This window comes from Paenibacillus sp. ov031, assembly GCF_900143165.1.
Taxonomy (GTDB): Bacteria; Bacillota; Bacilli; order Paenibacillales; family Paenibacillaceae; genus Paenibacillus; species Paenibacillus marchantiae.
This window is the reverse complement of record NZ_FRDO01000003.1, coordinates 237357-256797: the sequence shown is the minus strand read 5'-3', so window position 1 is coordinate 256797 and position 19441 is coordinate 237357. Positions and strand designations below refer to the sequence as shown.

General features: G+C 45.7%; 16 protein-coding genes. 11 read left to right on the top strand and 5 right to left on the bottom strand.

The genetic code is table 11. From position 1 onward, the window contains the following. Positions 1 to 48 precede the first annotated feature (48 nt). A complete protein-coding gene (gene coaA, locus BUA17_RS14805) occupies positions 49 to 978 on the bottom strand; it encodes a type I pantothenate kinase (RefSeq protein WP_072734063.1) in 930 nt (309 codons plus the stop codon). Positions 979 to 1171: 193 nt separating this feature from the next. Here coaA and BUA17_RS14800 point away from each other — a divergent pair, with 193 nt between their 5' ends. The 11 genes from BUA17_RS14800 (at position 1172) to odhB (ending at position 15503) form a co-directional block, all read left to right on the top strand. Beyond that, positions 1172 to 1957, top strand: a complete 786-nt coding sequence (locus tag BUA17_RS14800) for a DUF3891 family protein (RefSeq protein WP_072734062.1) — start codon at positions 1172 to 1174, stop codon at positions 1955 to 1957. Between the two features lie 277 nt (positions 1958 to 2234). Then, complete coding sequence (locus tag BUA17_RS14795; RefSeq protein WP_063564170.1) at positions 2235 to 2729, top strand: 8-oxo-dGTP diphosphatase; 495 nt, start codon at positions 2235 to 2237, stop codon at positions 2727 to 2729. Between the two features lie 44 nt (positions 2730 to 2773). Beyond that, positions 2774 to 3142 (top strand): YybH family protein, encoded by a 369-nt coding sequence (locus tag BUA17_RS14790; protein WP_072734061.1) that lies wholly within the window; start codon positions 2774 to 2776, stop codon positions 3140 to 3142. Positions 3143 to 3317: 175 nt separating this feature from the next. Continuing rightward, positions 3318 to 3734: a GNAT family N-acetyltransferase gene (locus BUA17_RS14785; RefSeq protein WP_072734415.1), complete on the top strand. Its 417-nt coding sequence runs from the start codon at positions 3318 to 3320 to the stop codon at positions 3732 to 3734. A 172-nt stretch (positions 3735 to 3906) separates the two neighbouring features. Next, positions 3907 to 4419 (top strand): GNAT family N-acetyltransferase, encoded by a 513-nt coding sequence (locus tag BUA17_RS14780; protein ID WP_063564172.1) that lies wholly within the window; start codon positions 3907 to 3909, stop codon positions 4417 to 4419. Then, positions 4416 to 4778: a cupin domain-containing protein gene (locus tag BUA17_RS14775; RefSeq protein ID WP_063564173.1), complete on the top strand. Its 363-nt coding sequence runs from the start codon at positions 4416 to 4418 to the stop codon at positions 4776 to 4778. The genes BUA17_RS14780 and BUA17_RS14775 overlap by 4 nt, the downstream gene beginning before the upstream one ends. A gap of 163 nt (positions 4779 to 4941) precedes the next feature. Then, positions 4942 to 5355: an NUDIX domain-containing protein gene (locus BUA17_RS14770; RefSeq protein WP_240321356.1), complete on the top strand. Its 414-nt coding sequence runs from the start codon at positions 4942 to 4944 to the stop codon at positions 5353 to 5355. 342 nt (positions 5356 to 5697) lie between these two features. Beyond that, positions 5698 to 6981, top strand: a complete 1284-nt coding sequence (locus tag BUA17_RS14765; protein WP_083584716.1) for an S-layer homology domain-containing protein — start codon at positions 5698 to 5700, stop codon at positions 6979 to 6981. Between the two features lie 588 nt (positions 6982 to 7569). After that, positions 7570 to 10671: a DUF5704 domain-containing protein gene (locus tag BUA17_RS14760; RefSeq protein WP_244552146.1), complete on the top strand. Its 3102-nt coding sequence runs from the start codon at positions 7570 to 7572 to the stop codon at positions 10669 to 10671. Positions 10672 to 11349: 678 nt separating this feature from the next. Beyond that, on the top strand, positions 11350 to 14223 hold the full coding sequence (locus BUA17_RS14755; protein ID WP_072734059.1) for a 2-oxoglutarate dehydrogenase E1 component: 2874 nt from the start codon (positions 11350 to 11352) through the stop codon (positions 14221 to 14223). 5 nt (positions 14224 to 14228) lie between these two features. Beyond that, positions 14229 to 15503, top strand: a complete 1275-nt coding sequence (odhB, locus tag BUA17_RS14750) for a 2-oxoglutarate dehydrogenase complex dihydrolipoyllysine-residue succinyltransferase (protein ID WP_072734058.1) — start codon at positions 14229 to 14231, stop codon at positions 15501 to 15503. 126 nt (positions 15504 to 15629) lie between these two features. Here odhB and BUA17_RS14745 read toward each other — a convergent pair whose 3' ends face one another. From BUA17_RS14745 to BUA17_RS14730, 4 genes are all read right to left on the bottom strand, one after another. Then, a complete protein-coding gene (locus BUA17_RS14745; protein ID WP_072734057.1) occupies positions 15630 to 16607 on the bottom strand; it encodes an alpha/beta fold hydrolase in 978 nt (325 codons plus the stop codon). Between the two features lie 82 nt (positions 16608 to 16689). Then, positions 16690 to 17667, bottom strand: coding sequence for a type I phosphomannose isomerase catalytic subunit (locus BUA17_RS14740; RefSeq protein ID WP_072734056.1), 978 nt, complete (start codon positions 17665 to 17667; stop codon positions 16690 to 16692). Positions 17668 to 17854: 187 nt separating this feature from the next. Next, entirely contained in the window at positions 17855 to 18439 is a 585-nt protein-coding gene (locus tag BUA17_RS14735) for a tRNA 5-(aminomethyl)-2-thiouridylate-methyltransferase MnmM (RefSeq protein ID WP_072734055.1), read from the bottom strand. A 1-nt stretch (position 18440) separates the two neighbouring features. Further along, positions 18441 to 19394 (bottom strand): tRNA modification radical SAM protein MnmL/YtqA, encoded by a 954-nt coding sequence (locus tag BUA17_RS14730; RefSeq protein ID WP_063564182.1) that lies wholly within the window; start codon positions 19392 to 19394, stop codon positions 18441 to 18443. Between the last annotated feature and the right edge of the window lie 47 nt (positions 19395 to 19441).

The following is a 19441-nucleotide window of genomic DNA, read 5'->3' as shown; positions in this document are numbered from 1 at the left end:
CTCCTTTTTAATGAGTATTAAGCAGAATGTTTCTGCTCATTATGACACTTAAAGCTTACGCAATTGAATGCGCTGAATCGAATGGTCCGCTTCCTTTTTCAGAATCAGTCTGGCTCGTCCTTTAGTTGGCAGGATGTTTTCGTGCAGATTTTTGGCATTGATATCTTTCCAGATCTGACTTGCCGTAAGAACAGCCTCATTTTCTTCCAGATTGGCAAAACGGCTGTGGAAGAAGGAATTCTCATTCTGAAACGCTGTATTGCGTAGCAACTTGAAACGCTCAATGTACCAGTGGCGAATATGCTCCTCTTCTGCATCGATATAGATGGAGAAGTCAAAAAAATCACTGACCAACAGTGGGGTTTCCTTTTTGACCTGGAGCACGTTAATTCCTTCAATAATGAGGATATCCGGCTGACATATGGCATTCTCTTCACCTGCAATGACGTCGTAGGCAAGATGGGAGTATACGGGTGCCATCACTTCGGGTTTGCCCGATTTGACATCACCCATGAACTGAATCAGTGACTTGATATCATAACTTTCCGGGAATCCCTTTCGGTTCATGATGCCTTTTTCTTGCAACACGGCATTGGGATACAGGAAACCATCCGTAGTGACCAGATCCACCTTTGGATTTCCTTTGCCTCTGGCCAGCATAGCCTGAAGCAGGCGGGCAGTTGTACTTTTGCCCACGGCAACACTGCCCCCAATACCGATAATGTAGGGAGCGTGATGTGCTTCTTTTTTTAAAAAAGATGCCGTTAAGCGATTCAGCTCTCGTGAAGCTCCTGCATATAAGTCAATAAAGTGGGTAAGAGGTAGATAAATATCCTCAACTTCTTGAATGGATACCTCTTCATTTAATCCCTTTAGCTGTTCCAATTCCGCTGTCGTTAGTGGAAGAGTGGTCTGATATTTCTTCAAGTCAGCCCATTCCTTGCGGTTAAACTCGGTGTAAGGAGAGTATAAATTCATGAGATCCCGCTTTCTGTATGTAATGTTATGTTGGCACAATCATTAGTGTACCAAATTTCAGGGAACTGACAACACCTTTACATTGATGGTCCCTTAGTATATTCCCTGAAAGTTGAATGAAAAGCAACTTATAGGAAATTGTAAACCAAATTATGTTAAAGTCAACGTATACCATGCGGGAGGGTGACAGCAAATGATCGTATATGAGAGAGAGCATGATTTTGTTTTGACCGCACAGCATGAGCATGGATTAGTAGCCGGAGAAATGGCTTCCCATTGGAAAACGGAATTATTAACTGATGAAGCGCATCGAGAAGATCTGATTTTTGCCGCAAAAGAGCATGATCGGGGATGGATTGAACTGGATTCTGCTCCATTCTGGAATGATTATAGTCAGATACCGTATTCGTTTCGTGATTTTCCGCTACGTCCACGATTTGTATTTTACCGTAAAGGTATTGAAGAGGTTCGGGAGAAAAACCTGTACGCCGGGTTGTTGTGCAGCATGATGTATACAGATTTGTTTCAAAAAAACCTGGGTGCTAACGCCAATGATGATGAAGATATCAGGGAGTATCTAAACGATGAACGGGAGCATCAGTTACGTTGGGAACAGCAGCTTGGTGCTGGTGAAGCGTTGAAGCTTAGGCTGAAACATGATTTAGAAATTATGCTATTTTGTGATCAGCTCAGCCTTTTTCTCTGTATGGAGGAACCCGGAACACCTGCTGCACGTTATGATTTTTTCGCTGATGGACTGGGCTCTACCTTCGATGCCTGTTCAAGGCAGCCCATTCAGGCCGAGTGGCTTTCCAATGAGAAAGTCGGATTGTCTTTTGTGCCGTTTGATGAGGACTTTACAGTCGTTATGCCTTACAAATCGGTACCGAAAGCAAGTATCCGCAAATTTGGTCTGCTGCAGGCTTATCGCCGTGCCGAGTGGAAAGAGCGCCGGGTATTAATTACAGGCATGAGCTGAGTATCGCCTATTCGATATTCGGTTCAAAAACAAAACATTGCATACATCATAAAGAGGCGGGCCTCCGAAATTTCCGGTGTCCGTCTTTCGTATGCGTTTATATCGAAATTGAATTTGCAGATAATCAGGAAAGTGAAGAGGGATTCGGAATAGAGATTGAAGCAGGAGAATCTATCTATGTACCAGAAGTGTTAGTGTACAACGAAGTATATAAGATTAATTCTATGTGTGAATTGCAAGGGATTAGGTTTTGTATAAGGCAACTGGGAGGATAAACATGGACACTAGAACTGAGATTTTAACGATGTGTATGGTATGGGACAAACGGAATGATCAGGTGCTATTAATGAATCGTCCGAACCAAAAAGGATTTCCGGGATACATTGCTCCTGGAGGGAAAGTTGATTTTCCAGAAAGTATTGTGGATGGTGCCGTGCGAGAAGTTAAAGAGGAAACAGGACTTGTTGTGAAAGAGATTACATACAAAGGTCTTGATGAATTTTGTGATCCGGAGCAAGGATTGCGTTATATGGTCTTCAACTACGTGGCTACTTCTTATGAGGGAGAGCTATTGAACGAGCCGCCGGAAGGCGAACTGTTGTGGGTGTCTCTGGGACAGGCGCTTGAGCTGCCCATGCAGGATTGGTTTGCAGAACGTTTCCCGCGATTTTTTCAAGCAGGTACGTTTGAGCGGAGTGTGATCTGGGAGAAATCAACCGGACGTACACTGAAAGAGACGTTTATGGTGTATAGCGATTCGGTTCTTGAATAGAGTGAAGTTAAATAATTCAAAACGCTCAGGAGGAGGAAGCATTTATGGGATACCAGCATGCACTGGAAGGATACATTGCAGCAACCAATACACATGAGTTTGATGAGGTAAGCAAATGGTTATCACCGGCTGCCGTATATTGGTTTACGGGAACGTCTTGTACTACCCTTAACGAAATTCGGGCTTATTTTGAAAACGCTTGGGAGACAGTCAAGGATGAGGTATATCGTGCAGAAGATGTCACGTGGATTACGACTGGCGAAGAACAGGCGGTCTGTATTTATACGTATCACTGGAAAGGAATGTATCAAGGGGAGCCGGCTGCTGGAAAAGGTCGGGCTACCAATGTTTTTGTTGCAGGCATCAACGGAGAATGGAAATTAATCCACGAACATTTAAGTGCGGGTGTATAACGTGACCAATAGAACGTTGCGTTGTTATAACAGTCTACATGAATAAAGCTAATAATTAAGGCTTCTATTTAAAGCATGTCTCTTATTTTATCAGCCAATTCTATATATTTATATCCAGATATTATGATATAATGAAGTTTACTTTTTTAAAAGGAGAGGACTTGCTATTATGGATATTACATTTCGTGAATCGCTGGAGGGAATATGTATCGACCAACTTAGCGGGGCTTTTTTCGAAGGTTGGCCAAACCCTCCATCTACGCCTACATTTCTGAAGTTGCTGGAACAATCCTATGCTGTCGAACTGGCTATTGATGAAGAAACCGGAAATGTGGTGGGTTTTATTCAAGCGATTTCAGATGGAGTTCTTAGTGCATATATTCCATTACTGGAAGTGCTTCCGGAGTATCAGGGTAAAGGGATCGGAACAGATCTCATCAAGCGTATGTTTAATCGTCTGGGTGATCTCTATATGATTGATCTTTTGTGCGATAACGAACTCCAGGAGTTCTATGAGAAACAGGGCATGCAAAAAGCATCTGGCATGGTGATTCGTCATTATCAAAATCAGGCTGGAGCGGTAAGTAGCTAATAGATTTGGTGAACTAGATGGTTGAAATAAAGTATAAAAATCGTTCCGTAGTAACCCGAAGTTATAAAAAGAGAAAAATATGAATTCAGACTAAAACATTTATATACGGAAGGTTGTTATATATTTGGTGACTAGCCATACATAGGCTTCTGCAAACGGGACGTAAATGAATATGTACGAGGAAAAGGTGGAGATTGGTGTGAAATTGTCGTTCCGGATTTTGGACTGGGAAGAAGAAAAACCTTATCAACTTTTATTGATGGCTGATCCGTCCAAAGCCATAGTTGACGAATATCTGAGTCGCGGTGTTTGTTTTATCGCTGAATATGAAGGGGAAATGGTAGGAGAGTTTGTCTTGCTGAAGACGCGTCCAGAGACGGTTGAGATTGTTAATATTGCCGTACAGGAAGAATTACAGGGACAGGGCGTTGGCAAACACATGATCAAGGAAGCGATAGAAGCAGCACGCAGGCTCGGTGGTCGAACGGTAGAAATTGGGACAGGCAACTCAAGTTTTCATCAGTTGAAGCTATATCAACGCTGTGGTTTTCGCATTGTAGGGGTTGATCGGGATTTCTTTGTGAAACATTATGAAGAAGAGATTATAGAAGATGGTATTCGCTGCGTCGATATGATTCGTTTGTCTCTGGATCTGGATACCGTGGCAGAGGAGAATAAGAAGTGAAGATATATCGTCTCAAACCAGAGGACCGACGTACCATCACCGCTTATGGCAGTGAGGGAGCAGAGATTACGCCGATACTCCGAAGCGCAACAGCCTGCCACGTAGCACAACTGAAACTGTCTGCAGGAGGAAGTGTAGGTTTGCATCCAGCAGTGGGTGAGCAGGTGTTTCTGGTGCTTGAAGGCGAAGGTTGGGTGGAAGGTGAGACAGGCGAACGGGTAGCGATACGATCAGGAGAAGCCGCGTATTGGACCAACGGGGAGAATCACCAATCTGGCTCGAACAAAGGGTTAACCGCATTGTTGATTGAGGGTGAAGAACTGATTGTTCGGTTATCGCTAGAGTCGGGAGATTCTTAAGATAGGGGCTGATGATTTGAGTGTTTGGGTCATTGTTATTATTATTGGAGTGATATTTACTCCATCGTTCTATCAGTTGAATAAGCGTATTCGTAGATTGGAAGAGCAAGTTAGGCATCTTTCAGACGAGAGGAAGAACCTTTAAGTGGATCGGTACACACACATGGGGGTATACGGTTTAGTCACTTGGGAGCAAAAAGTCCTGTTAATACATAAGGCGAGAGGGGCCTACATGGGGAAATGGGATTTGCCTGGAGGAAGGTTGGAGTTTGGTGAGCAACCGGAGACCGCCCTACACCGTGAGATCGAGGAAGAGACGGGTCTTTCCAATCTACAATTGGTGATTCGTTCTGCGGAATCGAACGTATTGGAGTGGGTTCACGAAGGCGAGCCGGAAGAGCTGCACCATATTGGAATTCTATACGATGTATATTTGACAAGCGAAAGTCGGCCTTATGAGATCAAAAGGGAACCGGATGGCGAAGATTCGCTGGGCGCACAATGGTTTACTCTGGAAGAGGTCGGAGCGTTGTCGTTGACGCCATTTGCAAAGTATATGATTAACAAAACTACTTGATTTGAATTTTAGGACTGGTCAAATGGAACAGAATCGTTTATTCTGTGATAGATAGATTACAATTTTTTCAAATGAATAGGACTGACACCTTAAAGCATAAGGCTATGAATCTGCGGATTCGTGGCCTTTTTTTGTGTTTTTAGGGGTGGATTGGGTCTTTGGAAGGGGAGGTTGCAGGCCTTGTAGTGATGGGGATTGCTGAAAAATAATACCAATAGCCTAGATTTGCATGGTAGAATATTGATGATTATTACAAATTTAGGTTTTGGCTTGAAGAGTAGTACGATTGCTGAAGAAGCAGAAGTTTGCCCCATACTAAGGTACATAGGAGAGTGAGTAGATTTGAAGAAGCAGATGAGATTAAACGGTAGTAAATCAAAAAGGAATGTGTTAATAGTCGGATTGTTGACGACGGCTTTGCTGGCAGGAACGCTGCTGACTACTGGAACCGTGGGTCTGGTGTCTACTGTGGATGCTGCTACAAGCACGAATGGAGCGGGCACAACTGCCTCTGCGCTTACGAAGTTCAAAGATATCAAAGGGCACTGGGCGCAAGCCACAATTGTCAAAGCCTATGATAAAAATCTGATCTCCGGCTATCAGGATGGTACGTTCCGCCCCAATGCCAAAATCACACGTGGTGAGTATGCCACACTTCTCAGCCGTGCAACCAGCTCGGAAAAGGTACAAAGCGAGAATCCTTTTGCTGATCTCAAGGGGCACTGGTCTGAATCCGCTGTGACACAGTTGGTTGGCCAAGGCTTTATTAACGCTAATGATTATCCGAAAGGATTCAACCCCAATGCCGAGCTCACACGCTACGAGATGATGAAATGGATTGCAAACGGACTGATCAAGTCCGGAACTAGTTTCCAGGATGCTTTTGACGATACCAGAAATACACTGCTACCTACCCCTGAAGTGAATCGTGGAACGATTCGTGCAGAGCAAATTCCTTATCTTGCACTTGTTCGCGGCACTGGCATTGTGGGTGGATTTGAGGATGGTTCCTTGAAGCCTGCTGATCCAACAACGCGAGCTGAAGTGTCTGCCATTTTGCTGCGTTATATGGATGTCGAGGGTACGGATGCAGGGAAGTACAGTGATCTGAATGAAATGCGTGAGGTAGGTAAAACAGGAACGAATTTAACGACGATTAGTAATTACTTTTATACTAAAAATTCTGTTACGGTAAGTGATCTATCTAAGGGAGATATAACTCTCTCTAATAATTCCGGCATACTTCGACTGCATCGAATTATTGTAGTAGATGTTACGAAAGGCACGCCGAAAGGGGTTTACTCATCACTGTTTATTGGTCCCGATTCCATTCAGTTTCCAGGAAGCTACATGACATTTGCAGATATTTCGTTTACATCCAATATAGAAAAATCGAATCTCTTAGCTTTTAGCGGTGGTCTAGACAGTGCATTGTTAAGATTTAATCGTATGGATGTTAAACATGCCGAAAAAAATGGATTCATAACTATTCCAGAGATGTCTAGTAATCTTATAAAGAAAGATGTTAAAAAACGTTTTTGGACTTCCTCTGTGCTTGTGGCAAAAGGTGGCTCTTATTATTTAAAAGCTAACAACAATGATTTAGTTCAAATTCAGAACATGTAGTTTCTTCAAGGCGGTGAGTGAGTACTGAAACTCCATTATAAATTAATGTTAGTATTTAACGTTATGTTTTTAATTGTAGGTGCTATGGGTACATTTTATCTTCCAATTCAAGCAGCTACCAATGATCCGTACGGTCCAAAATCAATGAAGAGTCCATCTGTCCTGACCGTAAAATCTGCACCAAGAGTTGCTAATCCAGGTGTTTATTGGTATCAGCTTGATGATGGAAGTTTTAAAGCTGATCATACTACTGGGCCTAGTTTCTCTAGAAACTTGAATCCCTTGTCTTGTTCGTCTCCTTATCCTGACGAAAAAGATATACCCGATGAAGTTGACTTTTCCAATTGGCCTGCTACTCAATGGAATGAATATAATGGATATCCTATAACTTCATCAGTTCTTAAGTCTATAAGAATAAAAAGTGTTACTTATCAAACCAGATTACAGCAAACTTCTTATACAGGAATTGGTGAAACGGTAATACGAAGAGATAGTACCATTGTAAAAATCAACACAAAAACAGGAGGGAATCATTCAGTAAGTGATCGAACAGAGTTCGAAAATGGTGGTAAAACTAATCAAAATTGTGTGAAGCAAGTAGTAGCCTACCATACACCAATGGATATCATCTGGGAAGGGGATCTCGAAGAAGAAAAGCAAATCGACGTAACTCCAGACTCCACTCTAACGGTCGGAGAAACTAAACAGATGGTAGCCAAAGTTAAAACGAAAAACTATGGTGCAACTCAATTTAGTGAAGGCATCGACGTAAGTCGGCGCGAAGCTGAAACCACCTGGTGGTCATCCGATCCGAGTATTGTGAGTATTGAACCCAAAACCGGAATGGTGAAGGCTGAAAAGCCGGGTACTGCTTTTGTGCGTGCAATCTGGAACAACGGTACATACCTCATCTCGGATACGGCTGACATTACGGTAACGTCCGAACCAGGACTCATTGTGAACCTGCCAAACGCTTGTAAAGCAGACACAGCTACACCGCTGCAAGCTAAAGCTATCCTGACCAAGTCAGACCTTTCTGTTCATGAGCTTACTGCTCATCCCAAATTGACCTGGCAAAGCTCTAATCCAGCAGTAGCGACCATAGGTGCAGATGGGAAAATGACGATCAAGGGTATCGTCGGCAGCACCACCATTACTGCGCGATTTTTGGATACTGCCCAGCAGTTGGATGAGGAAGGAACTCAGGTTTTAGATGTAAAGGATTGCACAGGCAACGGAGGAGATGGGGGAACTGATCCAGGTAACGGCGGTGTTGTGGGTTGCCCCGTGACCATCAGTCCTCCTAATAAAGGAGCGTTGATCGAATCGGCTGTCATGGACCCCTCCGTTTCGGGCGTGCTGAAAGCTGATGATCGGGGGTCTGAGAAGTTCGATGTCACCCGAGGCATCCCGACTTCTGAAGATCTCTATGCAAATGTCATGGCTAGAGGATACTTGTTCCAGCACCGTTGGGTGAACATGACGGGAACAGTGACTTATACGGTCAACGTAAAAAAGAAGTATCACAAAACATGGACGATTCCGGGCAGAGCCTCGACAGGACCGAATGATCCAGGCACACCTCCACAACCTAAGGAACTAGACGTTCCTGTGGAAAAACCAATGCAGGTTACACGACAATATAGTTATTGGCAGATTGATAATTTGGAAGTCTATCAGATAAATCAAGCTACGATATCCAACTATGCACTTGGTGGCTACGGTGGTACAGTAACGTTGACTCCAAACGGATATACACCCCCGACCTTACAATCGGCTAATGATGATGCGGTTACCGCACATGTGAAACCTGCACCTTGCAAGGAAATCGACCTTGGCACTGAAACAAAGTCAGGCGGTGACAGCGAGCCGCCTACACCTGATGAGACGTCATTATTCCAATCCAAAGCGGAGACTGAGGTTAAAGAGAACACTGTAAATAATGACAAGGTAGTGTTTAACGGTACCACTGTGATGGATCCTGCTTCGATGGATAAGACTGCTCCGCGACCTGGGACAATCCCTCAGCCTGGTATGATCGCCGACAACGTGCTGTACCAGAATCGTTTAACTATTCAGAATACACTGGTCAACAAGGCAGACCAACCGACAACGGGCGAGATCGCATATGGCTTGATTCCTGGCAACATTAAAGGCGGTCAGGATCAGAAGTTTTCTATTCAAGGGATCAATTCTGTCACGGTGCACACGCCTGTCGTTAACTACGCCTGGGTGTCTGATGATCAGCCGCATAACCAGAAAACAGTGCCTGATCCGACCAGTTCGGCACTTATTTTGGAACGACCGTTTATCGTACGCATCCCGACCTCAGGGCAGCATCTGGACGTAACCAGTTACCCGGGTTATGGCAATAGGGACTATGCTAAGTATTTTCGCATCAAGCAGATTCGTTTCCCCTTTGACGTCTATAACGCCGATAGGAGTCAGTTCATTCTAGCCAAGACCTGGGTGGACATTCCGGTTAACCAACTGGATACCATTTTCTATCTTCCAGTATGGGTGGATGAAGGGCATTACCGAGTTGAATTTCGCAATATTGCGGAAAATGCTCCTTCGACATTCACCGAACAGCAGGATGCCAACACAAATCTGACCCATCATGTCGCGGCAGATACGGTCCCGGTGGAGGTTGTTGGGCGATTGTATGATTTTCATGTTACGGATATCGCCGATTATAATTGGGAGAACGTGTTCCGCAAGCAACTCGGGAGTTCGGAGCCGACAGGAGTGAGCTACTGGACAGGACTTAACAGTATTGATGGTGATCCGCGAGGGAATCTGGAACCATTAGTGTTACCTGTTCGCCCAGGTAGTCACCCTGTGCAGGGTTTTAGTAATATTGCGGTGAAAACGGGTTACCATATCAAGTTCGACCTGAAAACAAAAGGCAATATGTTTGGCAAACAGGATGGTGTTCGAATTACTCCAACATTCTACTTTGTGAGCAAAGATGGCTCTTCCAGACAAGAAGTTGATCTATACTACCACCGCGGTCAAGAGCGACTTATTCGGATAGGATCGGCGCAGGATTTGGAGAAACGGTTTGTTGTCCTGAACTCGAGATTGCGTAATGTACCCGGTACGGAATTGGGGGATACGGCGCGTTATCAGTATACGTATGAACTGACAGCCGATGACCGTAACCAGAGATCGCTCGCCGATTATATGGTTACGCTTGTAGATCAAACCTCTCACCAGAAAACATGGGTAGGCCGCTATGACTGGATGATCCTACCCGCTTCAATTCGTACACTGATTGGACCAAAGACAGACATTCCTTCGGGTGTTAGTGTGGACCGGGCGAATGCGGCGATCCAGCGTTGGTACGGAGAATACAGCCTGCCTGCAGATGTATACGCCGTGCCGAAGGGAACTAATCTCGAATTGCTTGCCAGACAAAATCAACTGGATGAAAAGGCTTCTGTATTTCTGAAGGGCGGATATATCGTGGTCAACTTTAATATCGAGACACTTCGAGATGGGAATACAGAAGCTCCACACCTGCAATACATTTATGCTCCACTGATGAATCAGTGGAAGATGGAAGGTTTCAACAACAGTCCAGTAGACAGTCAAGGCAGAACTTGGTTCTTAAAGGATGGCGATGTGGTCTTTTACCATGCAGATCAGTCCAGCCGGAGCGATTTTCAGTCTCAGGTGCCACATTAAAAAAAATAAAAAGTCTGTCAGTTTAAATAAACTAAGTCCAAAAGAGCCGCCCGGATGCTTTTACGCATTACAGGCGGCTTTTGGTTTATACATTGAATTTCAAGAAATACCCATTTTCTTGTTGAATACCAAGCCAAATGGTTAATATTTATCTTGACGGTTTGTTTTTGGACATTATGGACCACAATTCTAAATAAGGAGGCTGCAAAACGGGTGAAACCTGAAAATGTGTAGAAACCATTGTAGGATAAGCGATTAACAACAAAACGCCATACAATCAGAGCACATTTGTGGGTCGGAAATGTTCCAATTATTCGATTCATCTAATTTATGCATCAATTGAACTAAAAATAGGAAATGCTCCTGAGCGTAAAAGTTTATAGAATAGATATTAGAACACGGACTTCACTTGAAAAAGTTGAGGAAGGTGTAACCCTCGAACGGATCAGGACAGTATTCGACATCTGTGCGACGGTATATACAATCATCAGTTTACTATGATTTTGAAAACGCAGACAAACCTTGACGGGAGCGTCGGAACAACGTTACTACCACCAACAGCACGATTATTGGACTTCACGAAAAATTTAGCTTAAAATGTTGAACGAACGCAAATTACGGCTTAGTCAATGATTTCCGTCAAAAACTTATGACTAAATCAAGACGGAGGGAACGTCGATGACGATCGAGGAAGGCAACAAGAAACCCTGGGAAAGTTACTATGGCCCGAATATGGGATACGTACAGGAACAATATGAATTATACTCCCAAGACCCGGGTGCAGTTACACCGGCTTATCGGGAATTATTTGAACAATGGGGTGCACCGCCGATGTCTGGCAGGGATGCACATACAGTCTCGTATTCTGGCAACGCCCAAAAGGCTTCCGGAAGCGTGGATATTCAACTATTACAGAAAGCGGTTACAGCAGGGAAACTGGTAATGAATATACGTACCTATGGTCACCTTGCGGCCGATATTGATCCCCTTGGAATCAGTGAAGATTCAGATACTTCTTTGCTTGAACCGAAGCATTTTGAATTGAATGAAGAAGATTTGAAAGCTCTGCCAGCTTCCCTGATCTGGGAAGGTGCAGATGGACAGACGGTAACAGGATTGGATGCCATCCAGCGCCTGCGGCAAATATATACTGGTCCTATCGCTTATGAATTCAGCCATGTGCATGAGGTTCATGAGCGGGAATGGCTGAACCGCCGTGCAGAATCTCGTACTTCGCCGGCACCGCTTAATCCAGAGGAGCGAAAAGCTTTACTGGAACGTTTGGTTGAAGTGGAGCAATTTGAAGATTTCCTCCACAAAACATTTGTTGGGCAAAAACGTTTTTCCATTGAAGGTAACGACGTGTTAGTCCCTATGCTGGATGAAGCAGTCCGAATTATGGCACACGCTGGTTCCAGCCATATTCTGATGGGGATGGCTCACCGTGGTCGATTGAACGTACTTGCTCATGTACTGGGCAAGCCGTATAGCAAAATTTTCTCTGAATTCCATCATTCTCCGAACAAGGATTTGGTTCCTTCCGAAGGGTCAACAGGAATCAATTACGGTTGGACGGGGGATGTCAAATATCATCTGGGCGCAAACCGTTATGTAAAAGACGGTGAAACAGTACAAGCGCGTCTTACGCTAGCCAATAACCCGAGTCACCTGGAATATGTAAATCCGGTTGTACAGGGCTTTGCACGTGCAGCACAGGATGATCGCCGTGATCCGGGATATCCGAAGCAGGATGTAACCAAAGCGGCAACTATTCTGATGCATGGTGATGCGGCTTTCCCTGGGGAAGGTATTGTAGCAGAAACGCTCAATTTCAAAGCATTGCCTGGTTACCAAAATGGCGGAACAATTCATATTATCGTGAACAACCGTCTTGGATTCACAACAGACAGCAGCGATTCACGCTCAACGTATTATGCGAGTGACCTTGCCAAAGGATATGAGATTCCGATTGTGCATGTCAATGCAGACAATCCGGATGCGTGTATCGCAGCTATTCGTATGGCAGCAGAATACCGTAACCTGTTCAAAAAGGACTTCCTGATTGACCTGATCGGTTACCGTCGTTATGGTCATAACGAAACGGATGATCCAGAAACAACACAGCCGACGGTGTATGACAAAGTAAAAGCTCATCCAACGGTTAGTCACTTGTATCAGGATCATCTGAAAGAGGAATCGGTTATCGACGATGCCTCCATCAACAGCATTCGTGAAGCTGTGACGAACCGCTTAAAAGAAGCATACGAGCAGATGAAGAACAATGAAGTACATGAATATTATCAACGTCAAATTAGCGAGCCAGAAGCCGTTTCGATTATTCCAACTGCGGTACCATTGGAAAATCTGCGGACAATTAACGCCGATTTGCTGAAATGGCCAGAGAATTTTAATGTGTATCCGAAGTTGCAGCGTATTTTGCAGCGCAGAAGCACATCTCTGAACGAAGGCGAGAAAGTAGACTGGAGTCTTGCAGAGACGCTTGCGTTTGCTACCATTCTTGCGGATGGCAAACCAATCCGGATCAGTGGACAGGATGCAGAGCGTGCAACGTTTGCCCATCGGAACTTGGTGTTGCATGACTCCGAGAATGGTGCGAAATTCTGCCCACTGCATCATCTGCCACAGGCAAGAGCATCTTTTGCCATCTACAACAGTCCGTTGTCTGAGGAGTCCGTTGTTGGTTTCGAATACGGATATAACGTCTATTCACCAGATACGCTTGTAATCTGGGAAGCACAATTCGGAGACTTTGCCAACTGTGCACAGGTTATTTTTGACCAATTCGTATCTGCCGGCCGTGCCAAATGGTCACAAAAATCCAGTCTGGTCATGCTGCTCCCTCATGCGAACGAAGGTCAGGGACCTGAGCATACAAGTGCTCGTCTGGAACGTTTCCTGCAGCTTTGTGCAGAAGACAATATGACCGTTGCGAATTTGACAAGTGCATCGCAATATTTCCATCTGTTGCGTCGTCAGGCTTCGTTGACTGAAACGGAAGATGCTCGTCCGCTCGTTATGATGTCGCCGAAAAGTCTCATTCGTAATCCTCGTGTCGCTTCACCTGCAACAGAGTTCAGCGAAGGCAAGTTTGAGCCTGTGCTTGAGCAAGCAGGATTGGGCACAAAACCGGATCGCGTAGAGCGCATTGTTTTGTGCAGTGGTAAAATCGCCATCGATCTGGAAGATGCTTTTGAGAAAGATAAAGCAGATTGGTCTTGGCTTCACATTATTCGTGTCGAACAGCTGTATCCGTTCCCGGCGGAAGAAATCAAGCGTGTACTTGCACGTTTCAGCAAGCTGAAAGAGCTGGTGTGGGTACAGGAAGAAAACAAAAACATGGGTGCCTGGACATACATGGAGCCTCGTCTTCGTGAAATCGCCCCAGAAGGAACAACCGTTAAATACGAAGGTCGCCCGGAACATGCGAGTCCTTCCAGCGGTTATCAACTTGTGCATGGCATGGAACAGCAACAGATCATTACATCCGCATTGAAGCAAACGACGAAGAATAATATTCCACTGGGGAGGTAACAGCTGTGAGTGAAATTAAAGTACCTGCAATGGGTGAGTCGATAACGGAAGGAACCGTATCCAGATGGCTGGTCAAAGAAGGCGAAACCGTTAATCAGGGTGATGTTCTTCTGGAACTAGAAACGGATAAAGTAAATATTGAGATCAGTGCTGAAGAGAGCGGTGTTCTTGAGAAAATTGTTCGCCAGGAAGGCGAGACTGTAGAAATTGGTGAAACGATTGGAACACTTTCAGCTGGAACTGGAGGAGGAAGCGGCGCGTCCGCTTCCCAACCAGCAGCAACAGAGCAGAAACAATCAGCTCCTGCACCGGAAGCTCCAACTCCGCCACCAGCACCCGTTGCTGCAGCACCGGAATCTTCGGATAACGGCTCGAAGACAGCTTCACCATCTGCTCGTAAACTTGCACGTGAGCGTGGTATTGAGCTCGATCAGGTACAGAGCAAGGATCCGATTGGCCGTGTTTATCAGGATGATGTGAAAACTCACAACACGCAGGCTGCCGCTCCTACAGCGCCTCCTGCTAAAGCTCCCGCTACAGCACCTAGTGCTCCGGCAGCAGGTGGTTCCACGTATACCAAACCAGTGGAGCGTCAACGTATGTCCCGCCGTCGTGCTACCATCGCGAAACGCCTGGTAGAAGCACAGCAGACTGCAGCGATGTTGACTACGTTTAACGAAGTGGATATGACGGCAATCATGGATGTTCGTAAACGTCGTAAGGACAAGTTCAAAGAGAAACATGAAATCAATCTCGGCTTCATGTCCTTCTTCACCAAAGCAGTTGTAGGCGCACTGAAAAAGTTCCCAACCATTAACGCGGAAATTGATGGTGAAGATGTTGTACTCAAAAAGTACTATGATATCGGTATTGCGGTATCTGCCAAAGAAGGTCTTGTCGTACCGGTTGTACGTGATGCAGATCGTCTTGGCTTTGCTGAGATCGAGAAAAGCATTGCTGACCTGGCGTCCAAAGCGCGTTCCAACACGCTAGCTTTGTCTGATCTGCAAGGAGGAACCTTCACCATTACCAATGGCGGAACGTTTGGCTCCCTGTTGTCCACACCAATTTTGAATACACCTCAAGTAGGTATTCTGGGTATGCACAAAATCCAGCTTCGTCCGGTAGCGATTGATGCAGAGCGGATGGAGAACCGTCCGATGATGTATATCGCCCTGTCGTACGATCACCGTATCATTGATGGTAGCGAAGCCGTACGTTTCCTCGTGACGGTAAAAGAATTGCTTGAAGATCCAGAGTCTTTGCTGATCGAAGGGTAATCCATAACGATTAACATTAAATTGCCATCTTATAAATAAAAAAGTAAAGCCCCTGAACGCGGAGCACAGTGTATGCTGTGCACCCGTTCAGGGGCTTTCGTCATTGTATAGGTAATTTGTGTCGCATTATATGGAATCGGCGGTTTCTGCGTGTGCTGTGGAATGATAGGCACTGTAGTCGGACGTATGCCTCTCCAGCCACTCCACGACATGCCCGGCAACCTCAGTCCGATTCGTTTCATGCAGCATTTCGTGGCGCCCCCCCGGATAGAGGCGGTATTCAATATCCTCAAGCTCAAGCTCTCGATATTGGGAGACCAGATTAAGCACTCCTTTGCCATGAAGCCCCACTGGATCTTGTTCACCCGAGAACAGATATACAGATTTATCCTTAGGAATACGTTTCATGTTGCGCGGCAAGTGAATGTCCAACAGCAGTTTGAAAAAGTCACGGAAAAAACCTGCGGAGCAGACGGCTCCACACAAAGGATCATCCATAAACCGCTTGACCTCTTCGGAGTCCCGAGACAGCCAATCAAATGGCGTGGTTGCCGGACGGAAAGAACGGTTGAATCCGCCAAATACGAGCGCATTGAGCAGCATACTTGGATGACCCTTCCCCTGAATGCCACACTGCAAGAAAGCCAGTTTCTCTCCAATCCGAAGAAGACCACGTTTGCCATTGGTGCCGGACAAAATAAATGCATGGTAACGCTCGTGGCCAGCATACATTAGATGCTGTACCAAAAACGATCCCATACTATGCCCCATCAAAAAGAGGGGCACATCAGGGTTTTCTTTGGCGGCAACTTCGCCCAGATTCATCATGTCACTCGCCATCCAGCGGAAAGCATCTACGCCGGCATTGCCCAACAAATTCGAGTTTTCGACGGTTTTACCATGACCACGATGATCATTTGCGTAGACCGCGTAGCCGTGCGTGGTGAGATGTTGCGCAAATTCAGCGTATCGGGCAGCGGTCTCGCTCATGCCATGTGCAATCTGGACCACACCTTTGATGTTGCACTCCGGATCGGGAAGCCAGCGGTACACATGAATACGGGTACCTTCATTGCCAACCAGGCTAAAGGTAGATTCCTGCATCTCGTGTAAATCCTCCTTCACAGGTCACATTAGAGCCATTTAAGCTAAGGTAAATCACTTGAATAGATCATTGATTATACGATTAAGGCAAATAAGAGCGAAGAACAGTAGTGTTGCCATCCAGCGTATAGGAGCCTAGGTTGGCAGGCAGTAAGTAACATTGTCCAGCTTTCAATTCAATTTTATCCGATTCCGCGTTATCCCACTCCAGCGTTCCGCTACCTTCACAGACCACAAGAATAGTGAAGCTTTCAGCACTTGTAGAGAGCTCCCAACGTCCTGTAACAATCCCTTTTTCCACTACAAAGTATGGACATTCCGCAAGCTTCAGCCACTCACCTGGAGTTGCGTTGTTGGTTTTCATCGTCGTGGCGCCAGCACCCTCATAAGCCGTTACATTCAATGAATCCTCAACATGCAGCTCACGTGGTTTGCCATCCAGGCCTGGACGATTATAATCATAAATCCGGTATGTTGTATCCGAGTTTTGCTGAATCTCAGCCACAACGACACCTGCACATAAAGCGTGTACCGTTCCCGCAGGAATAAAGAACGTATCTCCAGCCTCTACAGGTACTTGGCGAAGGGTATCCATGACCGTACCATTTTCCAGCGCTTCCTTCAGTACTTCACGATCAACGCCTTCATTCAAGCCGTAAATGATATGAGCTCCTGGTTTGGCATCAAGCACATACCACATTTCCGTTTTGCCAAGCTCGCCAGGAGGGAGCGCTTCGTAATCATCTGTTGGATGAACTTGTACGGACAGATCATCGTTACAGTCAAGCAGTTTGATCAGAAGCGGGAATCGTCCGCCCTTTTCCGAAACTCCTTTAGTTCCAAGCCATGCTGTGCCCAGCTGTTCACGAACTTCGTCCAGGCCTTTTCCAGCAAGTACTCCATTTAATACCTTGGTTGTACCATTGGGATGATCCGCAATCATCCAGCCTTCTCCTATATGTCCTTCAGGTGGCGTCAGGCCGAATTGCTCCAGCGCGCGACCTCCCCATACACGTTCTTTAAACTCTGGTTGAAATTGCAGTGGGTATGGCGTAGGCATTCCTAATCTCTCCTCTAGTATATGAAATGGTGGATCGCTTTAATCAATCATGACCGCGTAATTGGCATGAATGTAACAGTGAATACGGTTGCACGTCTTTATGTAGTACACAAATCGCATAAATTAAACCCAAAGAGTGCTTTGTTGCGATTGTGTCTAGTTTATTGCATTTGTGGGACAAAGGAAATTATTTTTTCTCGATGCCAATCAGAAAAGGAGAGGCATCACGCTGCAATTGGCGATAAATCACCACTTGTGCCTGCTCTACAGGTAGAGCAGAGGACCACTCCAATACCGCATCCGCTTCCTGTGATCCTCCATCATGACCTGGATACAGCACAACGGTAATAATGCCGCGCGGCTTGAGCAATGCCAGTGCAGCCTGGAGAGCAGCAATAGTACTGTCTGTTTCCGTAATTATGGTGGAGTCCGCATCTTCCGAAGGCAGGTAACCCAGGTTGAACATTACAGCACCGACATTACCCTGCCATGTTTCAGGAACGGCCTCAGCCATTCGATCATGGCTTAATTGAAGCATGGAGATGGAGCCTAATTTTGCGCTATCCTCTTGTTTGCGAATACGGGCTTGTGCCAAGGTAAGTGCCTCGCTCTGAATATCGAAACCAATGACTTGACCACGTTTACCAACTTTTTGCGCCAGAAACAGAGTATCCGCCCCCGTTCCAACCGTTGCATCAATAGCTAAATCTCCAGGCTGTAGCCGGGAAGAAATCCATTGATGAGCACAACTTAAAACCGAAAGAAAGCCCATCTTAAGCACCCCTCCAGTATTTACCTTGCCAGGAATCCCGCTCACGCAGCTCACGATCAATCGAATTCAACACTTCCCATTTGTTCATGGACCACATTGGCCCGATCAGCAAATCACGCGGTGCATCCCCTGTAAGACGGTGTACAATCATTTCGGGTGGAAGCATTTCCAGCGTATCGACGATCAGTTTAATGTACTCGTCTTGTTCCAGGAAACGAAGGAGCCCGGCTTCATACTGTTTCACCATTGGCGTTTTGCGCATCAGATGAAGTAGATGAATTTTGATTCCCTGCACATCCATGTTGGCAACAGCCCGTCCGGTATCCAGCATCATTTCATGGGTTTCCTGAGGCAGTCCGTAAATAATATGTGTACACACCCGAATATTCCGTTTGCGTAACTTCGCAACGGCTTCCTCATAACACTGCGTATCATGCGCACGGTTAATTAGGGTTGACGTGGACTCGTGAATGGTTTGCAGACCCATCTCAACCCATAGGTAGGTGCGTTCATTCAATTCAGCCAAGTAATCAACGACGTCATCCGGTAAACAGTCAGGGCGAGTGGCGATGGACAGTCCCACGACACCGGGCTGCTTCAAAATTTCTTCAAAGTATTCACGCAGTTCTTCAACGGGTGCGTATGTGTTGGTATAGGCTTGGAAATAGCCAATGTAGTGAGCTGACGGCCATTTCAGATGCTGTTTATCCCGAATGGTATTAAATTGGGTGACCAAATCATCGCGTCTGCTACCGGCGAAATCACCCGATCCACGAGCGCTGCAAAATGTACAGCCTCCTTTGGCGATAGATCCATCTCGGTTTGGGCAGGTGAAACCTGCATCCAGCATCACTTTGAAAACCTTATTGTTAAATTCGTCTCTCATTTCGTAATTCCAGGTATGGAATCGTTTATCTCCCCACAGAAGAGGAGGTTGTATTGAAGGTGCATTCATCTTCAGGGTACTCCTTTGGCTTACCTAATGGCTTGCTTATTCTATTA